17 protein-coding genes and 1 riboswitch are annotated in these 22,620 nt (G+C 31.9%); of the genes, 7 read left to right on the forward strand and 10 right to left on the reverse strand.

Going from position 1 to position 22,620, the window contains the following annotated elements; genetic code table 11:
- Positions 1-873 precede the first annotated feature (873 nt).
- On the forward strand, positions 874-1,530 hold the full coding sequence (locus RAH41_RS12555) for a sugar transferase (protein WP_331222814.1): 657 nt from the start codon (positions 874-876) through the stop codon (positions 1,528-1,530).
- A gap of 410 nt (positions 1,531-1,940) precedes the next feature.
- On the opposite strand, the gene RAH41_RS12560 is transcribed toward RAH41_RS12555, so the two are convergent.
- The 4 genes from RAH41_RS12560 to RAH41_RS12575 form a co-directional block, all read right to left on the reverse strand.
- On the reverse strand, positions 1,941-3,614 hold the full coding sequence (locus tag RAH41_RS12560) for an Ig-like domain-containing protein (RefSeq protein ID WP_331222815.1): 1,674 nt from the start codon (positions 3,612-3,614) through the stop codon (positions 1,941-1,943).
- 129 nt (positions 3,615-3,743) lie between these two features.
- The gene (locus RAH41_RS12565) at positions 3,744-6,575 is read right to left on the reverse strand and encodes an SH3 domain-containing protein (protein WP_331222816.1); all 2,832 of its coding nucleotides are present in this window, start codon (positions 6,573-6,575) and stop codon (positions 3,744-3,746) included.
- Positions 6,576-6,882: 307 nt separating this feature from the next.
- On the reverse strand, positions 6,883-7,500 hold the full coding sequence (locus RAH41_RS12570) for a lysozyme family protein (protein WP_419471599.1): 618 nt from the start codon (positions 7,498-7,500) through the stop codon (positions 6,883-6,885).
- Positions 7,501-7,725: 225 nt separating this feature from the next.
- The gene (locus tag RAH41_RS12575) at positions 7,726-9,024 is read right to left on the reverse strand and encodes a TcaA 3rd/4th domain-containing protein (RefSeq protein ID WP_331222817.1); all 1,299 of its coding nucleotides are present in this window, start codon (positions 9,022-9,024) and stop codon (positions 7,726-7,728) included.
- Positions 9,025-9,267: 243 nt separating this feature from the next.
- On the opposite strand from RAH41_RS12575, the gene RAH41_RS12580 reads away from it, so the two are divergent.
- Entirely contained in the window at positions 9,268-10,650 is a 1,383-nt protein-coding gene (locus RAH41_RS12580) for a M48 family metallopeptidase (protein WP_331222818.1), read from the forward strand.
- A gap of 112 nt (positions 10,651-10,762) precedes the next feature.
- On the opposite strand, the gene RAH41_RS12585 is transcribed toward RAH41_RS12580, so the two are convergent.
- Both RAH41_RS12585 and RAH41_RS12590 read right to left on the reverse strand, forming a co-directional pair.
- A complete protein-coding gene (locus RAH41_RS12585; RefSeq protein WP_331222819.1) occupies positions 10,763-11,356 on the reverse strand; it encodes a YARHG domain-containing protein in 594 nt (197 codons plus the stop codon).
- 200 nt (positions 11,357-11,556) lie between these two features.
- Entirely contained in the window at positions 11,557-13,203 is a 1,647-nt protein-coding gene (locus RAH41_RS12590) for a PQQ-binding-like beta-propeller repeat protein (RefSeq protein ID WP_331222821.1), read from the reverse strand.
- Between the two features lie 280 nt (positions 13,204-13,483).
- Between RAH41_RS12590 and secA2 the strand changes: the two genes are divergently transcribed.
- Both secA2 and RAH41_RS12600 read left to right on the forward strand, forming a co-directional pair.
- A complete protein-coding gene (gene secA2 / locus RAH41_RS12595) occupies positions 13,484-15,868 on the forward strand; it encodes an accessory Sec system translocase SecA2 (RefSeq protein ID WP_331222823.1) in 2,385 nt (794 codons plus the stop codon).
- Positions 15,852-16,760: an accessory Sec system S-layer assembly protein gene (locus RAH41_RS12600; protein WP_331222825.1), complete on the forward strand. Its 909-nt coding sequence runs from the start codon at positions 15,852-15,854 to the stop codon at positions 16,758-16,760. The genes secA2 and RAH41_RS12600 overlap by 17 nt, the downstream gene beginning before the upstream one ends.
- 118 nt (positions 16,761-16,878) lie before the next feature.
- On the opposite strand, the gene RAH41_RS12605 is transcribed toward RAH41_RS12600, so the two are convergent.
- A complete protein-coding gene (locus RAH41_RS12605) occupies positions 16,879-17,412 on the reverse strand; it encodes a competence protein ComK (RefSeq protein ID WP_331222827.1) in 534 nt (177 codons plus the stop codon).
- A 304-nt stretch (positions 17,413-17,716) separates the two neighbouring features.
- Here RAH41_RS12605 and RAH41_RS12610 point away from each other — a divergent pair, with 304 nt between their 5' ends.
- From RAH41_RS12610 to RAH41_RS12620, 3 genes are all read left to right on the forward strand, one after another.
- Positions 17,717-18,238: a sigma-70 family RNA polymerase sigma factor gene (locus tag RAH41_RS12610; RefSeq protein ID WP_331222828.1), complete on the forward strand. Its 522-nt coding sequence runs from the start codon at positions 17,717-17,719 to the stop codon at positions 18,236-18,238.
- Positions 18,239-18,680: 442 nt separating this feature from the next.
- Positions 18,681-18,811, forward strand: a riboswitch (cyclic di-GMP riboswitch).
- A gap of 35 nt (positions 18,812-18,846) precedes the next feature.
- On the forward strand, positions 18,847-18,984 hold the full coding sequence (locus RAH41_RS12615; protein WP_331222829.1) for an anti-repressor SinI family protein: 138 nt from the start codon (positions 18,847-18,849) through the stop codon (positions 18,982-18,984).
- A 62-nt stretch (positions 18,985-19,046) separates the two neighbouring features.
- Positions 19,047-19,367, forward strand: a complete 321-nt coding sequence (locus RAH41_RS12620; RefSeq protein ID WP_025671315.1) for a helix-turn-helix domain-containing protein — start codon at positions 19,047-19,049, stop codon at positions 19,365-19,367.
- Between the two features lie 539 nt (positions 19,368-19,906).
- Here the strand turns inward: RAH41_RS12620 and RAH41_RS12625 are convergent.
- From RAH41_RS12625 to RAH41_RS12635, 3 genes are all read right to left on the reverse strand, one after another.
- Positions 19,907-20,815 carry an LCP family protein gene (locus tag RAH41_RS12625; RefSeq protein WP_331222830.1) on the reverse strand — a complete coding sequence of 303 codons (909 nt, stop codon included), beginning with the start codon at positions 20,813-20,815 and terminating at the stop codon, positions 19,907-19,909.
- A 79-nt stretch (positions 20,816-20,894) separates the two neighbouring features.
- Positions 20,895-21,893 (reverse strand): metallophosphoesterase, encoded by a 999-nt coding sequence (locus RAH41_RS12630; RefSeq protein WP_331222832.1) that lies wholly within the window; start codon positions 21,891-21,893, stop codon positions 20,895-20,897.
- A 51-nt stretch (positions 21,894-21,944) separates the two neighbouring features.
- Complete coding sequence (locus tag RAH41_RS12635) at positions 21,945-22,616, reverse strand: HAD hydrolase-like protein (protein ID WP_331222834.1); 672 nt, start codon at positions 22,614-22,616, stop codon at positions 21,945-21,947.
- Positions 22,617-22,620: the final 4 nt, after the last annotated feature.

The following is a 22,620-nucleotide window of genomic DNA, read 5'->3' on the forward strand; positions in this document are numbered from 1 at the left end:
AATATTAGAATCATATTTCTTCTGCGGTAATAAGTTTAATAATGCGGTAAATAAAAATGAAAGTGATTAGAGCATTTTATTTAAAATCAGTGATTAATAAGTAATACTCTACCCTGAATATTAAATATTGTACTTAATGGATCTAACTAATTTTATAAATTGCGCCCATTTAATTCAAAATCAAATATAACAACAAAGAAAATTCTAAAAGAGATTAGCCTAAATAAAAAATTCTTAATAACGAAGAGGGAGTTGATTTTTGGAGAAACAAAAAACAAGAATGTAAAAGAAGGATAAAAAAACTAACTTTATTCATAATAAAATATAAGGAGTACCATCAAAATATTGTTATTACATACCTAATTACAAAACCAAGGTTTTAAAAAGGATTAATCCCTTACAAATTAAACAAATTTAAATGTTATTAGAATGTAGTAAGATTTCTTTGTCCATATAATAAATGCTCAATTTCTTACAATTTCGTATTGAAATAAGTATAGGGTCAAAACGCTGCTAAACCTATATTTTTGTTGGGCTTTTATTCCTCTGGGAAAGTGCCATTATAACGCGACGTATTTTTCCACTTACTTTATGCAAAAATAATAATACCTAAAAAGTCGACCTGGACAAAAGTTGATCAATTACTAATTATTGTAATGCCGATTAATAAATCATTCTTGCACACACAATAAGTGTAAGGAACCCTTGTGAACTTTTTATGTGGAGTAATAAGCTTGTAACATAAAAATAATTTGATTTTTTTTCGCGAACATTTATAATTGTTATGATGTTATAAAACGTAAACGTTATACATTAGGACATGTTGCAATGCATTTGCAAGGATGGGCCTAAATTATAAACTGGGGTGTTTAAATGGCCTTACAGAATACGCAACAAAAGGTTGAAAGCCGCTACTCAATTCAACAAATTGAGTCATTAAAAAAGAAAAGTATTTTTTATTCATTTATAAAAAGAACATTGGATATAGTCTTTGCGTCGCTCGCGTTTGTTATTTCATTACCATTCGTTTTGTTCTTTATCGCGTTAATTAAAATTGATTCTCCTGGTCCTGCTCTTTTCATCCAAGAACGAGTTGGATTAAATGGGAAGATTTTTAATATTTACAAGTTAAGAACAATGCGTATGGATGCAGAGATAAATGGACCACAATGGGCTAGTACGGATGATCCTCGCATTACAAAACTTGGTCACTTCCTTCGTAAAACTCGTATCGATGAATTACCGCAGTTCGTCAATGTCTTACGTGGAGATATGAGTCTTGTTGGACCTAGACCTGAAAGAGCGTTTTTTTTAGTAAAATTTAATCATGAAGTACCAGGCTTCACTAATCGCTTAACAGTCAAACCAGGGTTAACTGGTTGGGCACAAGTGAATGGCGGGTATGAATTAACACCAAAAGAGAAGTTAGTCTTGGATTTACACTATATTGAACATCGATCAATTATGTTAGACATCCGAATCATGTTTAAAACAATTAAGGTTGTCTTAACTGGTGAAGGTGCTCGTTAAGTAATATAAGACAAGTTCAAAATTCTCTTAATTAAAAATATGAATAGCTTAACAAAAGGCCATTTCTCAATTAGGAAATGGCCTTTTAATTTCTTTAAGAATAAGTAGAAATAATCATTAAAATACTTGTTTGGGTAAAAAACATTTTAAATTCCGAAAATTACCCACAATTTTAGGAGTTTATTAACAATTTGTGGATAACATATAATACTTATCCACAAACCGCTTGTTTATAAATTAATTCAAGTAGTTAAGAAATATAATGATACGACAAAATTCTACTAAAATGAAAAATGTTATTCCTATCTTCCTGTCGATAAGTATTAATTTTATACACAAGTTATCCACATAACTTGAAAAAATAAAAAAATACAATGCAATAAGAAAAAACTTATCGCATCGTATTTTTACTATTTTACAACTTTAATTGTACGAACACTTTTATTTCCAGATTTATCAATGACATAAACCTTTAAATATGTGTTTGCTTTCTGTACTTTTATTGATACAGAAAATTTACCACTGGAATTAACTGAGCTTTGACCTATTAATGTACTTCCTCGATAAATCTTCACTGAAGCATATTTCTCAGCACTACCTGTTACAGTTTTTGATTTTGAAGTAACTTTATTAACGACTGGAAGAGCTGGTGGTGTTTTATCTAATACTTTTAAAGACTTTGTTGCACTTACATTTCCAGCTTTATCCGTAGCAGTTACACTAACTGTCGTTCCACTTTTTTGCTTTGAAATTGTAAACTTATAACTTTTATTTGATGCAGCTATTGTGCTTTTTTGAAACTTACTATTAATATATAGTTTAACTGTAGAACCTGCTTCTGCTGTTCCGGTAATAGTAGTTGATTGATCTGAAACTGTATTCATTGTTGGTGTTGTAGGTTTTGTTTTATCGATTGTAAATTTAATAGTTGTTGTATTCATCACTGAATCTTTGACTACTAGTGTATAGCTTCCCGCTTTTGAAACTAAATAGTCATTATTAATACGCGTTCCATTCAATGTTGCGATACCCTCATTAAAGTGAAGTTTTACGTCTTTATTGTAGAATTTCCCATTAGCAACCCCAGTTACAATCGGGTTTGCTAAATCATATTTCTTCGTAATGTATGCTGATGAAATAAATCCTATTTTTCCATCTGCTCTCTCCACTTTAAACCAAGCGAATTGGTTATCATCTTTCTTGGTATCAAACTGGATTTCATCATAAATTGTTAATGGTGTATATTTAGCAAGTCTTTCCCATTTTGGAGTTGGTTTATCTTGTTCTACCGATGTATTTGGTTCTGGTCGTAATTTAGCACCATCTACTGTTACGTATGCAACTTCTCCCTTTTTCAAGAAGAAAGGAGAATCATGAAGCAGCTCTTTATTGATTGTATAAAAAGGAGTTTTGAAAATAATCGGTGCTTTACTATCTCTATTATAATCAAAATCTGACGTTTTAAATGGATATCTAGCTAAAACTGGTGGGGCATCATCAAGCCTTAAATAGCTTTGGCCTTCTATTATTCGGAATATTTTTTCCTGATAGGCATTTTCATTGACCGATCCATCCTCCTGTTTAAGTGGACTATTGGCAGGTACATTACCATTATAAGCCATAACAGGAAAGTACCAGTTCTCAATAATATGACGATTAGCACCATTGATTCTTGGTAATAGGTAGTTTCCGCCTGATTTCAAATTGTATTTCTCGTTAAGAATCTCGACACCAGCTTGAATATTATATGCAATATCGGTTTCTAGTCGTTGCTGATCATATCTAGGTTGATCTGTCTTTTCAGTAATTTGCATAATACCAAGCCCACCATCATGGGACTTCATTTCCTGGTTCCAACCAGATTCCCTCCACGCAATTGCCTTTACAACCTCAGGTGGAATATCGGCGTTGATTGCTGCATAAGTCAGTAAACAATTTACCTGTTGAGATGAAGGAGTTGGAGTTTTACTAGCGTCTCCACACTTAAAAGCCCAATCTGTATTTGATTCTGCACTAGCTTTTCCAGTAAATAAACTTACTGATAAAGCAGTTATTAAGCCACTTTTCAGAAAAAAAGATTTCATTGTATCTTCTCCAATCTACCTAAATATTAAGCAATAAATCTATTTTAACATACTTCAATATATCACTTTCTATTTGTCTATAAATCTCATAAAAAAAATGGCTCAGTTTTTCCTGAGCCATCAAAAAAATTATTTTAATTCTTGTTTAACATAACTTGAAGAAACCCATCCAAAGCTACCATTCGCTAATTGGATTTTATACCATTTTTTTGTACTATCCATTGTTAAAGTACCATCTTTATTTGTAACAATACTAACATAAGTATTAAGGTTTAATGTACTGATTATGTTGTTTTCAGCTGTAGTTGCAGCCGAGCGTACGTTTACTCCAGCAGTTGTTCTACCTAAGTTTTTAACAGATAATGTTTGGCTATAGGCATTTAACTTGATACTGTTTGTCCAATAAACATTTCCACCAATTGATAACTTAATCCAATAATTATTTGTTTTTTCAAGAAGAAGGAAAGCTGTACCTGCTGCTATCGATTTTACTTTAGTCGTATCGCCTTTTGCATTGTATAGGTCGATGTTTCCTTTCGCAATCGCTTGGATATTTGCAGGGAATACATCACTACCAACAGGGGTAGATGGACTACCAGGAATCGCAGTGTTTGGTTGAGCTTTATCATAGTACGCTTTATCAAATGGAAGAATTTTTTGCATATGCTGAGCAATTAATTTACCCCAGTTTGGATCAGTCGCGTAATAAAAATTCATCCCTTCACTCGCTGCATCTATTCTTACATTACTCATATCTTTCGTACTAAAGCCAAGATATGCACCTTTATATTTCCAGTTACTTGGATTTAAGTAAGTAGATTTAATCGAACGAGCAATATACTCTACATTTTCTTTTACACTCATAAATTTGTATGATGCTATATATGGTGTTGCATCATATGACCCAAATCCAAATAAGTTATTTTTTCCTAATGAAATTTGGGAAGTACCAAATCCACTTTCATGAATCGCATGTGCTGCTAAATAAAGTGCATTTACACCATACTTATTTCCAGCATCAATAAATAATTGTCCTTGGCCAGTCAGTATACTCTTCACGCCACTTTTCACATTACTAGCAATATAGTTATTAATTTGAATAGCAGTTACAGGTGAAGGTGTACGCAGATCAATAAACTGGTAGCTATCCCTTGATGTTATTGGGTCACCAGTTTTTACTTGTTTGATATATGATCCCGATACATATCCCGTTTTCCCATTGTAACTAACCTTATACCAGTTATTAGACGTTTTTTCAGTCGCTACTAAAACCATATTAACAGGAATTTCTGTTAGCAATGTTGAAGATGCATCATACGTTTGACGTAAGTTTAAATAGGAAGTCGTAATATATGTAGTATCTGTTATATTAGTGATCGTTACGACATCACTTTTTCCGAAATCCCCTACTCTTACATATCCATTAATATCGTTATATTTCACACTATACCAATTTCCAATTTTCTTGTTAATCGGGATAACTGTATCTTTGGGAATTTGAATAAGCTGTTTTGATGAACTGTCGAACGATTGATATAAATAAGTTGCATTAAGTGCCTTATAATTCGTAGTTGTAAAAGTTGTAAAACTATTTGAAGTTACATCTTCACTCTTAACGTAAAGATTTTGTCCATTGTAATTAATACGATACCAGATCTTCCCTACTAAATCTGTCGCTTTTTGAGTCGAAGCGAATCCATTATCTCCACTAACTGTAGTGACTACAGGCTTTGTCGCATCTGGGGTTGCATATAAGTTAGTAATTGCCTTCGTAAAATAATATGAAGTACTTGTTGTTTCATATTTTATTTCATTTACTTTCGTAAAGTTACTTATATAAACATAACCTGTGATTCCATTATATGTAACATTGTACCAGTTACCCATTCGTTTTGAAGATGAAACAACGGTTCCAATCGGAATATGCGTTAGCAATTTATACGAATTTCCATATGACTGATATAGACCAGCTATGTTAATTGCCTTATATTTTGTCTGTGCAAAGGTAGTTAAAGCACTTTTCGTAACATCAACGCTATTTATGTATAATGTTTTGCCATTGTAACTGACGCGGAACCATGTTTGGCCGATACTATTTACTACTTTTTGAGTACTGGTAAATCCATTATTTGCACCTACAGTATATACTGCAGCATTTTTTGTATCAGGTGTTGGATATAATTTTGTAATTTTATTTGTTAAATAATAAGCCGTACTTTGAGTAAGATATGTATTATTTAGTTTTGTAAAGTTACTTATATAAACATAACCTGTTATTCCATTATACGTAACATTATACCAGTTACCCATTCGTTTTGAGGATGAAACAACGGTTCCAATTGGAATATGCGCTAGTACTTTAGACGAACTTCCATATGATTGATATAGACCAGCCGTGTTAATTGCTTTATAATCTGTCTGAGCAAAGGTAGTTAAAGCACTTTTCGTAACATCAGCGCTATTTACGTATACTGTTTTGCCATTGTGACTGACGCGGAACCATGTTTGGCCGATGCTATTTACTACTTTTTGAGTACTACTAAATCCGTTATTTGCACCTACAGTATATACTGCAGCATTTTTTGTATCAGGTGTTGGATATAACTTTGTAGTTTTATTTGTTAAATAATAAGCTGTACTTTGAGTAAGATATGTATAATATTCCTTTAAGTATGTACCACTTACCCAACCAGTTTGTCCGCTGTAGGTTACTTTATACCAGTTACCGTTTTTCTGTGTTGCAGTAATTACCTTACCTTTTGGAATAACCAACAGTGTCTTATAGGTTGTACCTGCACCTTGTCTTAAATTAAGATTTGCTGTCGATTGATACTTCGTTTTAATATTTACGATCGCTGCACTCGCTTTTGATGTTTCCAAACCGACATTAGGACAAGTTATGCTGGAGGTTCCTACTAATATGCCTGTTGATACCAAAAGTACTCTTCCCATTTTTTTCATGTATCAAGTTTTCCTTTCTTACCTTTTTTACATTTAAACCGTAGAATAAAACAATCCTATTCTATTAAACTAGTAAAATTAATAATCTATAATTTTTTTAAAATAAAATTAATAAAAAATTAACACTAGGGTTAAGTATAAGTCATAAAATGTCGGAATTTGAATTGTTTTGTTAATAATTATATCGGTAAAAAAAGGAAATTGTTTCATTTTATCGAAACGACAACCATTTTGTAATTAAATTGACACAATTCTAAAAAAAAAGTTAAAAAGTCCATAAAGAAGACATTTAACTCTTCTCCATGGACTATGGCTTTCCTACTATATTATGTTTAAGCGGGACTAATATCTCAAAGTACTTTGTTTTCTTCATTACTTTTTGACTATATGTGAAGTCTCCATAACAATATGGATATCTGAAATTTTTCTTATTATTATTACACGTATAAAGCTCAGGGTTCGTCTCTACCATCGATAGAGAATAAGTTTTAGCAAGTTGATCTGTATGTTTACCCCCATGTTTTTTTACAAAATCAATATAAGCAATCCCCATATTGTAACTTTGTATGATGGTTTGTAAATCAACACCTTGCTTTTTACCATAGGAATACACGTCTTTAAAATGTGAAACCCCTTGTTGTATGCTTTTTGAAGTATCTTGAATACTATCTTTTGCTAGTCCTAGTGATTCTGAGGCCTGCATTGGATCTTTTCCTTTACCCTTCGTTTCTTGCATCATTAGTCCTAGTAATAAAGGTGTGTATTCTTCTAAATTAGACGTCTTTAATTCAGTGTAAACTTGTGTTTCATACTTCAACACATCTTGGAAATAGTAACGATAGATCGCAAATAACCCAATAATTGACATCAGAAGTGTAAATAAAAGAAGTCTTTTAATAAATTTCCACATTCTATTCTTTTTCATTACCTCCAAACATTTCTCTTTAATACATTATAACGAATATTCCTATATATAAAAGCAATGTGATAAAACTACATATATTTGACATTAAAATGTGAAAAAAGAAATATTTCTTATCATAATCATTTAATAAGAATTGTGCACTTCTATTCCAAGTCTAATAATTGCGTTCTCCTCCAACTCTAAATACAAAAAAGAGTCCAACCTAAATTGGACTCTTTTCTTAATCTACTTTATCTCTTTTACCCCTACTATACGATCCATTTTTAATTCATCATTTTCTCTTGAGAAGTGGTAAGTAATTTCAAATGATTTCATTTTAGTTTTGCCATGTTTATCAGTTATCTCATATGACTCATTTGTTGTAATGATCATACCCGAATCATCTTGCTTTGAATCTTTCATAGTAAAGCTTGTGAGTTTTTGCGTTGTATCCTTTTTCTTAATTTTGTCTTGATATTCCTTAGACTGTAAGAATGCTTGGCCATTTTGATTAAATAATCCGTTGATTAATTGCTTTTCTTCTAAATCAGAAGAAGGCTTAGGACTCGGTAAATAATTATCAAAAAAACGTTTAAGTCCTGCAAAGAATCCATCTTTTTGATCTGTCTCGTCCTGATTTTCAACTGGCGTATCAAACATTAAATCCACATACTTTCCTGTAACTGGAATATCATCTGTTTTAAATAATTCACCATTCTTTTCAATTTCAGCGTGAACTACTGTTTTACCATTTAATAAAAACGGACCAAAGCGATCTAGTTCACTTACTTTTTGCCCAGTATCTTTTCCATTTACAAAAAGTTCTGCGTCAGGTTCGTTTGAGTAAATTTGGACATAACTAACATTAAAAGTTAATTCCTGTGATAACTTATTTTTTGAAGCAGAAGAAAAATCTATATCAACTGCATCCTTAACATCACTATAAACACCTTTATATGAAACTGACATAGTGTACTTTCCTGGTAAAATTTTGTGGTATGTTGTCTCATATTCGTCCTTATTCAAATGTGTAATATGATTATTTAATGTTAATTCAATGTCATCAATTGGCGAAGAAATCTTTAATTCGAATGGTTGAGCACTTATTAAATACGTTTGATAAATCCCTAAAAATTTACTACCCTTTTTAATTGATAATATATAATTTCCACGACCATCTATTAACTTACTCTTAATTACTTTATTATCTTGAATCATATCGTCTAATTTATCTAATACATCATAGCTATTCAAGTAATCCATAAATGCGATTACTGAGTCTTCATCTAGGGATGCCCCGGTACCGCCTTTTTGTAGCATATGTGTAACTTCTTTATAATTATTATCTGACACAGCTTTATCAAAAATCTTCACTAATCTGTTAGGCGAATTTAAGTAATTTAATGTTAAATGTGTAATTAATATTGCAATGATCGGTATTAAAATAAACATCCATTTTCTTTTAATACTAGGTATTCGTTTTTTTCGCATTGTTCGTATACCCGCTCTAGACAAGGAATTTTGTTCTCTTAACTGAGTTTCCATTTATTTTTAACTTCCCCTTAAACTTTCATTCTATATAGTGCTTATTTTCAATAAATAAATTGAATCTAAATAAATATTTAAAAAAGTAAACTATAGTCTATCATACTATTTTTTATTTAAAGGGTAAAAAGAAATTTTTTATTATTTAGTGGAAGTAATTGGTTTCATTTCTCTTAAATTATGTCTGACATGTTTTCCATTTACTTGTTAAACTATAGGAGTTGAGATATAGGAGGAGAGAAATTGAAGCAGTTAGTTAATCGGAAAGAATCGATTTATTTTATATTACTTTTACTTATTAGTATTCCTATTTATTTAATACTTATTTTAAGTGTTGTTGGTCTTATTATTTTAGGAATTTTAATTGTTTTACCACTCTTTGCCCATCTAATGTTCACTGCCCACATACGTATAAATGGCGTTAAGATTACTGAAAAACAATTCCCAGAAGTATATTTGAGAACAAGAGAAATTGCAAAGGAAATGGGTTTCTATTTTCTACCAGATGTATATGTAATCCAATCTGGAGGATTGTTAAATGCCTTTGCTACGCGTTTCTTTGGAAGGAATATGATTGTTTTATATTCAGATTTATTCGAAGAGATTGAATCAAATCCAAAAGTGGTAGATTTCGTGATTGCACACGAGCTTACACATATTAAACGAAATCATATACTAAAACAGGCTTTAGTATTGCCTGCAAATTGGGTTCCTTTTTTAGGTTCGGCATATTCACGTGCATGTGAGTATACAAGTGATCGAATGGCTAGTCATTATTTAAATGATTTTGAAGCTTCGACTCAAGCACTTACAATGTTAGCCGTTGGTCGCAAATTTTATCAACAAATTGATCAGCATGAATATTTATTAAATAGTAGCAATGAAAAAGGCTTCTTAATTTGGTTAAGTGAACGATTAATGTCCCATCCAACGTTACCAAAACGTATTAACGCTTTGCATCATTTTAATAATGTAGAAACTGATATTAAGTTTAAAACACCAAAACGCGTATACGGAGTAGCCGTAATTATATTCGGGTTGTCATTCGGAATTATAGTCGGTGCAGGTTTATTAGTAGAAAAAGCGATTCCACTAGCACAATCATTCGTTGATGGCTATTTAGCTGCGGAAACACCATTAACGCAAGCAGTGCTTGATAATGATATTGAACAAGTTAAAGAATTAATTAATGAAGGCGCAGACGTAAATGAATTGAACGATGACTACGAATCTCCACTTCTCGTAACTTCATATACTGATGAAGATCATCTTAACTTGGACATGTTAAAGTTATTACTTGATAACGGAGCTAATCCTTCTATAGGAGATGCAGATGAATGGACAATCTTACACGCCGCTGCTTCTATGGGAGATAAGCAAGCAATTGACTTACTATTAAAATACGGAGCAGATATTAACCAGCAAGACAGTTCTGGAGAAACACCTATTTTTGATACAACTTATGAAGTAGATGATGTAAACACATTCCAGTATCTAATTAAAAAAGGTGCCGACTTATCAATCAAGAATGTGGATGGCATGACAGTAAAAGAAGTAGCTAAGGAAAATGGAGCAAAGAAAATCTTAAAGTGGTTAAATAGTCAAGTAACCGAGATTAAACTTTAAGACATGCACAAGTATTTTCTTATTAAAGTCATCATAGACAGTAAAAAGCAAAGTTCATCTATAAGTGAACTTTGCTTTTTTTATAGCTTTTGATGTACCTGTCCATTTTCAACTATTCCCTGGATTTTATTAAGCTTAAATTATATTTTTCTACATCATTAAGCTCACCACCATACGCTGGGTTAGGTTTATACCAAGACTTCGAGCTGAAATAAATCGTCAAGTCACTAGATTTAAATACTAAACCATGCCTAGCATAGATTTCATTTCTGGCTAAGCGCAATTCATTTGGAGTTAATTTTATTAGATCTGCATTTGTTAGTTTTCTACTATTACTTTCCGGTAAAACATAATCTTTTGATTGCTTTTCTTCATCGGTAACTTTTGTTTCCTTAGAAGTCGTTTCCTTAGTTGTTGTTTCTTTAGCAACTTCCTTAGTTTTTGTTTCAGTCGCTTTTTCACTCTTTGTTTCTTTTTTTTCATCCTTATCCACCACTGCTTTTGTAGAAGTATTTTCCGGATGAATAGTACCTTCATTCATTATCTTTGGGTAAACATAAAAAATTGCTGTCGCACCAATTATAAGTACTCCAGCTATCGAGAGTATTAACGAGAAGTATCGTTTATAACTTAAACCATCTTCCTTATTTTTAAGTTTTTTATGTTCTGAACGACTTTCAACTTTGTTTTCTGCCTTATTAGCCAAATTCTTTCACTCCTCTAATACAGATATAAATAAACACACTTATCATATTATCTAATCTATTTGCTTAAAATCCAATTCTTTTAATAGAAGTTTAATACGTTATTAACATAATTGAAAAGACCGTTTTAAAAAATACTATCTTACTTAAACAAGAAATCCCTAGCTCCGCAAACGGAATTAGGGATCATCGATCATTCTATTTATTGAATATTGACGCCAATATATTTACCTCCTCTAGTTCCAACAATTACTTGTTGTCCAACTACAACTGGAGACGCCTCAATATTGGCACCTAAATTAATCTTATTGATAATTTTTCCGCTACTACTTATTAGGTACAGGTTACCAACAGAATCACCTTGTATTAAGTAAGCTTTATTATCCTTTGTATAAACCGCTACTGTAGATGACCACGCATAGTTAGGTAAATCTAAATGCCATTTTTCTCTTCCAGTAACAGTATCATAACTAATTAATAAGCCCCCATTCATCGTTTTATACCTCGAAATATTAAAAATAACCTGCCCTTTTAATGACCCAGTTCCAACAATAGGAGTTGCTAACAGTCCACCATTAACAGGATGATTACCTTTTATCGAATAACCCGGTATTTTTTTCTCCCAAATTACTTTACCTGAAAGTCCATTTAACTTTTGAATGCGAGTATAGCCTTTAGTTCCTTGTTTATCGATTTCAGAACCTGTGTATAAAAACGGTGTACCATTAGAATTCTCAATGACGATTGACGCATCTGTATCATCATATGCATTATTTGCCCAAATCGGCCTTTTCTTAATAATATCCAGCGCTTGAATACCACCACCATTATCGGCGAAATATGCAATATTTTTATATACCGCTACTGAATTTTCAATTCCTTGATATGAATTATTTTTAAGTTTATATCGATATTTTGAAATTACTGGAGAAATTTTTATCTTTTTAGCCTTTGGATCATAATTAGTATTTAGTTTTATAAAATAAACTAGTCCATTTTCTCCGCCGACTAACATTGCGTCATCTTCTCGGTTAAATAACGCAGAGCCATCAAAAGCTCCCCAACCACGAAAAGAATATGAATCAATTCCTGGAATAAATGCTAATTGAGAGCCATCAATTAGACTAAAAATCCTCATACCTATTTTTCCGGTTTGTGGTATACCTTGTCCAACGTATAAAAGAGGATAACCACGTGGATCAAGAGCCACGCTACCCTTAATTGGATTTTGAATATTAATTGGATTTCTTGTTTTCTTACCTGTTGATAAATCTAAAAAGTAAACCCTACCATCTAAAGATCCATAAACTACTTCTTTAAAATTTGACTTTGTTTTAAATTGAGAATATAAATTCATAATTTTTTGTTCTTGTGGTTTCCATTCAATCACACTCGGTTGCCCAGTCCATCCTGAGCCCCCGCCCCATCCAGATGAAGAAGCAGTCTGAAAAGACCAGCTCTTAACTAACTTTTGCTTTGATATAACTGCCGTTCCCATGGAACCATTATTTCGGAAAGGTCCGCCTCGAAAGCTCAATATTCCATTAACAGTTTGATACTGCTCTGGGAAAGGCTTTGTGAACACTTTTGAACGATTACTAAAACTATACGATAGGTTTTTACTACTTGGTAACGGATTCAGTTGTAGTGCTTCCCATTTTTCTTGTTGATTCGTCTCAACCTTTTGAAGTGTTGATTGTCCACTACTTTGATTTATTGCAGCTTTTACTTCATTATTACTTATTAAATTAGCCTCATGTATAGTGCCTCTATGTTTTAACGATGGTGAACTAAATATACTTGTTAAAAGTATTGCAGCAGAAAAGATTATACCGATCTTTGTCTTCATTTCAGCTCTCTCCCTCATATCTTAGTAGACTATTAATATGAAACTACTAAGATTATATATAATAGGAAGTAAGCAATTTGTCACATTTTGAAATTAACTAGTTATTTTTACTTAAAGTTCGATCGTTACATTTCGATTCCTACTAATTTTTACTTTAGTATTAGAATATAATTTTCAATCTTTTCTATAAATTCCCACTATTTTCACCTTGAGTCCCTAAAAACTTATGATACATTTAAAGAAGAGACTTGATAGATTACCAGCTCAGGAGGGAACATCCTTGATCCAGACTTTGCAAAAAATTATTGGCAATCGGAAATTAAAGGAGTATGAAAAAGTTGTTCAAGAGATTAATAAAAAGGAGCCACTCTTTGAAAGTCTTCTAGATGAAGATTTGCGTAAATTTACTTATCTTTTAAAGCAAAAAATTTCTAATAACGATGCTGTTATTCATGAGATTACAATAGATGCTTTTGCTCTAGTACGTGAAGCATCAAAACGTGTTTTAGGGATGCGCCCTTATGATGTTCAATTAATTGGTGGACTTGCATTACTAGATGGAAATATTGCTGAAATGCAAACTGGGGAAGGAAAAACCTTGGTTTCTTCATTACCTGCCTATACTCGTGCGCTTGAGGGAAAGGGCGTACATATTATTACTATAAACGAATATTTAGCCAGACGAGATGCGGAACAAATTGGGCAAATTCACGAATTTTTAGGTCTTACAGTAGGATTGAACATTCCCAATATACCTTTGGAGGCTAAAAAAGCTGCATACAATGCAGATATTACTTATGGAATTGGAACTGAATTCGGTTTTGATTATTTAAGAGATAATATGGTTACTTCATTAGTTGAACAAGTTCAACGCCCATTTCATTATGCAATTATTGATGAAGCAGACTTGATATTAATAGATGAAGCAAAAACACCACTAATTATAGCAGGAAAAAAACCCGCACAATCTCACTTATACTCGCTTTGTGCGCGCTTTATTCGTACGTTAGTAATTGGGAAGGATTATTTTTTAAATCAAGAAACTAAAGCAATTACATTAACAGAAGAAGGTATTTCAAAGATTGAAAATGCCTTTATGATTGAAAATTTATTTGACCTAGAACATACAACGCTTTTCCACTATGTTCATAATGCATTGCGAGCCTATTTAATATTCCAACGTGATGTTGATTATATTATTCACGAAGGCGAGATTAGACTAATTGACTTATTTACTGGTCGAATTATGGAAGGACGCTCATTAAGTAACGGTCTCCACCAAGCAATCGAGGCAAAAGAAGGGTTAAAAACAACTGAAGAAAATCATACCGTTGCATCTGTAACAATACAAAATTATTTCCGTATGTATCCAAACCTTTCTGGCATGACTGGAACTGCAAAAACGGAAGAAAAAGAACTCCTAAATGTTTATAACATGGAAGTTATTCGAATTCCTACTAATAAACCAGTAATTCGAATTGATCACGAGGATATTGTATTTGAAAAAACAGAAGAAAAACTCAGAGCTGTTCTGACTGATGTAAAATTACGCCATGAAAAGGGACAACCAATACTAATTGGAACAACCTCCATTCGTCAATCTGAAGTACTCGCAGAATTATTAGAGAAAGAATCGATAAAGTTTCAGCTCCTCAATGCAAAAAATGTTGAAGAAGAGGCAAAAATGATTGCCAAAGCTGGTCAAACAGGCACGATTACTATTTCAACCAATATGGCGGGTCGGGGGACTGATATCTTATTAGCTGATGGTGTATTAGATTTAGGGGGTCTTCATGTAATTGGTACCGAACGCCATGAAAGTGAGCGCATTGATTTACAATTAAAAGGGCGTGCAGGGAGACAAGGGGACACTGGATCATCTCAATTTTATCTTTCATTAGAAGATGAATTATTTGAAAAATATAATAAAGAAAAGCTAGAGAAATTATATAAGAATCTACAGACTGATCCATTTGGTAAAGTACTAAATTCTACGATTCAAGACTTTGTTTCATCTACACAAAAGCTCTGTGAAGGATATCACTCTACAATTCGTGAATGGCAGCTTAAATTAGATGGCGTTGAAAATGAACATCGCCGAATTATTTATAAAGTAAGAAATAACTTTTTACAAAATGAAATTAGTTTAAACTGGTTTATTGGTCAAACTGAAGAAACTGTTAATCATTTATTAATGCAATTCTATCCTAAAGATAGTACACCTGATGATTGGGATTTACTTGCAGGGAAAACAGCACTTGAACAACTTATACCACCACTACGAATAGATGTAGAACATTTTAATACTGAAAAAGAGATTTGGCAAAACGTAAAAGAGGCTTTTTCAGTATATAAAGATGTATTAAATAATATAGAGGAAGAGAAAAAAGTAAAACTTATTAGTATTTTAAAAAATACGGCATTAAGTACTATAGATTTATATTGGACTGAACATTTAGAGCATTTACAACAATTAATTGAAGGGATACACTTAAGACAGTATCAACAAGAAGATCCCATTCGACTATATGAATTTGAAGGATTTACTCTATTTGAACATACTTATAACTCAATTCAACAAGAAATATCAGCAAGTCTTGCTTCAACATTCCAAGAATTATCTTGTCCACAGGGGGTAGAAAAACAAAATGTTATCGTCGATTAAGCGTTTATTACAAAAGGGTAAAGATTCAACAGTTTCATCGAATGATTTATTGCAACAAACATCTACTGATCAAGCAGTTCAAGTTGAAGAAAATGAAGTGGTTGAAATTTATCCTAAAATTTCATTTCATCCATTAATGCATATTGAAGATGAAAAGCGATATGTCTATCAATTTTTAAATAACGAACTTTCTCCTTTAAAACCAAATCAATTGTCATTATCTGCAATCGAACTTGAAACGAATGATGACGGAAGTGTAACTGTTACAGCATTCGTACGTAATAGTTTAGAAAAATTAGTTCGTTTAGAAGACGCAATTCTATTATTAATAAGTGAAGAAGGAGAACTATTAGCTAAAAAAGGATTTAGATTGGAAGAGCTTGGCGAAATGCCTTCTTGCAGTAGCCGCCCATGGCGCTTTGTATTTGAACGAGAGTATTTATTAAAAGAGGACTTGCCTGAAACAGGTTTTGAGTTAGCGTTTGATTTATCAAAAACTATCCACCGATTAGATATAGATCCAACATGGGAAGGCCGACTTACTAAAGAACAAATTACAGAATTAAGTAATCTTGTAAATTCTTTACCTAAATTACGTATAAATGAAGTGAGCTTACATGCTTTACGAGCAAGCTATAATGAAGAAGGAAACTTAGGCGTTAATATTTTAGTTCGAAATGGATCAACACAAGCTGTTAGTCTAGAATTACTACCACTAGAAATGTTAAATGAGAATGGCGAAATAATTGCGAAAGGTTTATTCACACTACCTCCATTAACAATCCAGGCAAATACGAGTAAACCATGGACATTTATCTTCCCGAAAGATCTAGTAGAAATAAATACATTCTCACAATGGACAATTAGAATACCTGAACAAGAAGTTATTTAAGACGGAATGAAACAATAGATTCACCAAGTTTAAAAGCGGGATTTATGATCAATTAAGATCTTAAGGCCTGCTTTTTGTATTTCCTACCCCTGCTTTCGTAAAAACAACTGCCTGTAGCCTATCTATCAGAAGAATATCCTTCGATTAATTCCTTAATAATCATTAACTTTTCTTCATCTGATTTTAGCTTATACTCTACTTTCTGACTTAAATACATACTAATAATCTTTGTGGCTTTACTAATTTGTTTATCAAAAATGTAATAAGAAATTGGGACTATCCTCTCTTCTCCATTCCTAAACTGTATTTTTGTTTTCCTTTTTTCTTTTATATATTTATTTATTTGGATAAAATTTAGCCATTTGCAAGATATGTTATTTTGCGAAGATGTAGGAATCATAATAATTGATAATGTGGGATTAATCATAAGAGGAATCTTTTTCATAGTTGGATATTTACTTTTCACGACTTCGAGATGACCTTTAATAGATTGATTATGGTAGAGGGCAGATTCTTTCAAGATTGTTTTCATTGGCCGCTTTGAATAGATCACCCCTTTGTTTTTATCTGTTATTTTGGTTAAATACTCTGGATGATCCGCAGTTTCAATCAGCATTGTTTCATATGATACAACATAATCTAATTTTGACATATGTGCCTCCTTTGAGGATTTTTACATATCGATTATATCAAAATTATCTTTCCATATTTTTGAAACTTCTATGACCGTTTAGCCTGTGTTTTAGTAAACTTTACTTCTTTAAATAATATTAATACATAAGATTTCATTTAATTATTTCCATCAAATTTAAAGTTTTAAATTCAATACTCACATTTCACCCTATTTTTTTTATTTTTAATTGATGTTTCCAAATATGAAATATTTCTTATATTTTTATATAGTTACTTCACCGCGGAATACACACAAGGGCATGCCTTTAAGAAAGGCAGTAAGCATGAAATGTAGTAATGAACATGGAGATTATCAAGTTATTTCAGGAAATTTGAGGCCAAGTACATTCGAGGAATGCTTAAACCAGTATTCCCGAATGATAAAAGCAACTATGAAGAAGTTACATCTATATAAAAACTTTGATGAATACTATCAAATTGGTCAAATAGCATTATGGAAGGCTTATCAGCAGTATCAAACTGAGAAAGGGAGTTTTTCAAGTTATGCTTATCTTACAGTAAGAGGCTATTTATTAAACGAACTATCCAAAGCAATTAAATATGATGAACGAAATGTATTCTCCGAGAAAGGTATAGAAGAAGTAGTTTATTTTGACGAGGTATTTACACTTGTTAATTTCATGAGTTTTCTAGATGGAATTTCCCCTTTGCAGAAGCAAATTCTGATTAAGCGGTTTTATTTTAATCTTGAATTTGCTCAAATTGCAAAAAATTTAAATATGAAAGAATCTAGCGTACGGTCTAGTTATCGTTATGCATTAAAAAGATTAAGAGATTCAGAGTAAAACTTTAAAATGAAGTAATCTATTAATTTTTTAGTTTACCAACTTAAATTCCAATTAAATATAAACCGACCATTACTTTCCTCCTATTTTTATATTTTTCAATATTGTGCTATTTTGAGTGGAACTTTACACGTTTTTAACATTCTCTTCCATTTTGGACTAGTCTAGATTATTATCCTAGAATTACTAAATTTTACCAACGTTTTTTTGCGTTTCGACATTTTTTTTATTGAATGTCGAAATGTATTTTCTTAAAATTTTTCCTTTTATTTCAAATGTAAAAAAACACCTTGATTTATCTAATGTTTTTAATACAATTGAAACACTATTAATATTATTGTTTTTTTTGATACTACAAATTACTACAAACTATGTATTGGATTCATTATATAATTGTTATATAAATTTTAAAAAAGTTGTAAATACATCAACCAGAGCTCTTACTAGAAAAAGGCAAACCAATTGAGAGATTGGGACGCAAAGCCACTGATCTTAGTTGTAAATACAGTTAAAAAGAACTAATTCACTGTATTTATTATCTAGTAAACGCACTAAGATAGCAGGGTTACCTAGGTATTTTATACCTTAATTTTAGGAGGCCATTATTCATGTACAGTCAATCGGAAAAACATTCTGCCGAATTAAACTGGATCGACTTACTACTAGAATGTATTGAAGTAGGCATAAGCCCTGATGAAGTGCGATCATTTCTTTACAATTGCGTTAAAGATTCATGTCAAAACTAGGATAACTACTCCCTACTATGATATACTTTTTGTAATAGTCAAAAAGATATGGAGTAGCTTATATGATTGGAGAACGAATTAAAAAACTACGTTTACAACATGGAATGTCACTAACAGAGCTCGCAGAACGTGCTGGTATCGCAAAATCTTACATAAGTTCGATTGAACGAAATCTACAAAGCAATCCTTCAATTCAAGTACTTGAAAAAATTGCTGGCGTCTTCAATACAACGGCAGAAAGCCTCCTGAAAGATGATATTGATCCAACAAAAATTATTGATTCTGAATGGATGGATATCCTTCAAGAAGCAATTAATTCTGGTATACCAAAAGATGAATTATTAAAATTTATTGAGTTTAATAAGTATAAACAAGGCAAATAAACCTTTGAATTAAAATGTTTCCATTTTAATTTGAAGATTTTTTTTCCCACAAAAATAAGAATGGCGCTCTTCAAACGAAGAGCGCCATTCTTATCATTTATTTACGTAAATCATATTTTAGAGAAATGTTATCGATATAACCAGCATCTTTACTAGAGCTGCCAGATTTATCTTTAACATACGTAAGTTTTAACACATGTTTATCTGGTTGAATCGTAAGTTTTTTATTTGTCCAATTGTTATCTGTACCCGATTCACTAACTAGTACATTCCCATCTAATGAAATCGTTAAGATATCTTTATTTAGTTGCGAAAGTACTAAATTATCAAAAGATAAGAATGAATTATATTAGGTCTATTGTGGCCAACAGATTTACGAGCAAATATCAATATGTAGAAATTTGTAGAAACTACAGAGGATAAAAGCCAGATGAATAGTCTTTTCGTTCAAATTAAAGATCAAAGCAAAAAACCCCGTTCGGTAATATAGTTAAACTATATTACCGAACGGGGTTTTTTCTCTCCATAAAAATTCGCCCTTATTGAGTTAATCCCAACTGATTGCGTAGTTCGTTTGAAAGTGCTAAACGATTTTCTTCCGGTACTAAATAATAGTAGATTCCCTTAATCATTTTCCCACTTCCCTCTAGTTGCTGTTGTTCAATACTGTCAGTGGCACCACGGTAGCTTTTCTGAATATCAAACATTTCATCTAAGGATAAATTAGTTTCTAAGTTTTTACTAATTGAATTTAATATATCCTTATAACTTACTAAACTTTTAATTTTTGTTCCTTTGTTAATTACTTCCTGAATAATTTGACGTTGTCTAGCTTCTCGTCCAAAATCACCTTGCGGATCCTCGTAACGCATTCGCGAGAAACTTAACGCCTTTTCTCCATTTAAATACAATAATCCCTTTTTAAAGTGATAACCATCATTTGTGAAGTCCAGTGTATTCATAACCTCTACTCCACCAATTGCATCTACAATGCCCTTAAATCCCTCCATATTGACCTCTATATAGTAATCAATAGGTATGTTTAAAAATTTCTCCACAGTATTTACACTCATCTGTATACCACCGAATGCAAATGCGTGATTAATTTTATCAATTCTATTTTTCCCCACGATTTCAGTTCTGGTATCACGTGGAATACTAATAATTTTCGTAATATGTTTTGTAGGATTTACGGTTAAGACCATTAGGGAATCCGAGCGACCTTGGTCACCTGGTCGTTTGTCTACTCCTAGAAGTAAAACTGAGAATGGATTTTTTTCTTTAAAGCTGACTGGTTCGACCCTTTTCTCCGTTTTTTCTATTGGGTGATAGATAACGCTTGTCGTTTTCGTTACTTCATGATAAATATAAAATCCAGTGGCCCCAGCTATACCTATCAATACGGTCAAAACAATTCCAATGCGCAACATTATTTTTTTCCAACTCACGGATATTGCTCCTTTTAGTAAAAATAAAAAATGTAGTTAGACTATATTTAAGAAAATATAGTTCAAAGTCCCGTTAATTTTATTTTTGTTTTAATGTTAAAACATTAATTTCAGGTGAGTTAAATAAACGAAACTTTAGGAATGGAATAAAATTGCTGCTTCCAAGACCTGTACTCACATATTGTTTAGTATGTTTGTACTCCCAAAGACCTTTAACACGGCTTTGTGGAGGAAACAGACCACCCCATTTATACCATCCCTCTGGAACGAATGGTGCTCCTATAAAAGGTAAACGAATTTGTCCTCCATGATAATGTCCAGCAATAATCAAATCGTATTTTCGATTTCTAAATTTCAGTCTAGAATCAGTAAGAAGACTATCAATTCTCGCGTCAACTATAGGATAGTGGTTAAGTGCAATTAAGACATCATTCTTTTTTAAATAATTAATACCGGCCATCTCGTTAATTAATGATTTACGATACTCAATATACTGCCTGCTTTGAGCATATTCAGGTAAGAAGATTCCACTTGTTTGTTTTTCACTTTGAGAAGCGTTCAGAATCGACGTTTCAAAGTCCACAAAGTTAATTGAGGAATTATTTTTTTTGACTGTATAAACAGATTCCAAGAATTTGACACCACGTTTTTCAATTTCTTTTATGAACTTACTTTTTACTAATACACCTTTTGAATTTACATAATATGCCTCTGGATCTTCATTTCCAGGTATATAAATGGCATTCTCTTTGTTTTGTATTCCTTCTAATAATTGATAAAAAGGCTTGATATTAGTACTTTGGCTTTTAAGAATCATATACCCAGTAAAAACAATGGCATCATAATCGGTGGAATTAATGGATTTTAACAAGCGACTTTGATTTTTACCAAACTCCTTACTATGCAAGTCTGTAATTTGAAGAATTTTATATCCTTCAAATTCTTTTGGTAGGTGGTCTACTATGACATCTTGTTTTGCTATTGTAATTCGGTTATTATCCCAAATAGTATAAATTACTAGAGCACAGATAAATAATATGATAAACCCTGCAACAACTTTTGCTAATTTATTTTTCAAAGTAACCGCTCCATTATCCACTTTTTAATCAAGTAACTTGTTCAAATGCAATCAATACTTAATCGTTTGCTTTAATTCAAAAAAATCAAAGAGCTCTTCAACACTTTCAGTTACATAAACATTCTTACATTTGCTTGCATCAATTTTACTTTCAAATCCGTAACCATAAGTCACCGCAATAAAATCAATTCCTACTTTCTCTGCACCGATTGCATCATGCATGCTATCGCCAATCAATACTACCTTTGACAAATTATTTTGCCCTATCTGTTCTAAACACTTTAAAATTAAATCTGATTTACTAAGCGTATCGGCATCATCTACCCCGAAAATAACATCAAAGTGCTTTTTCAATTCGAAATTTTCCAAAATTTCTTTTGCTAAATCATCCCTCTTTAGTGTTGCAACTGCGATAGTATATTTTTTCTCTTTTAATAAAAATAGTAACTCTTTCATATAGCTATATTGCTTAGCTTCAAATTTACCCTTTTCTTTATACCTACTTCTATATATTTTTACAGCTTCTCTTGCCTTCTTCTCATTAAAACCGCACTCTCGCATAAATGATTCAACAGGTGGCGGACCAATAAATCGTCTCTGCTGTTGAACTGTTAACTCAGGTGCCCCCATTAGTATTGCAGTATGATTCGCACCAATCATGATTCCTTCCGCTGTATCTAATAATGTTCCATCTAAGTCAAAAATGATTGTAGAATATTTCATATGC

The sequence above is a fragment of the Gottfriedia acidiceleris genome (assembly GCF_036421055.1).
Classification (GTDB): Bacteria; Bacillota; Bacilli; order Bacillales; family Bacillaceae_G; genus Gottfriedia; species Gottfriedia acidiceleris_C.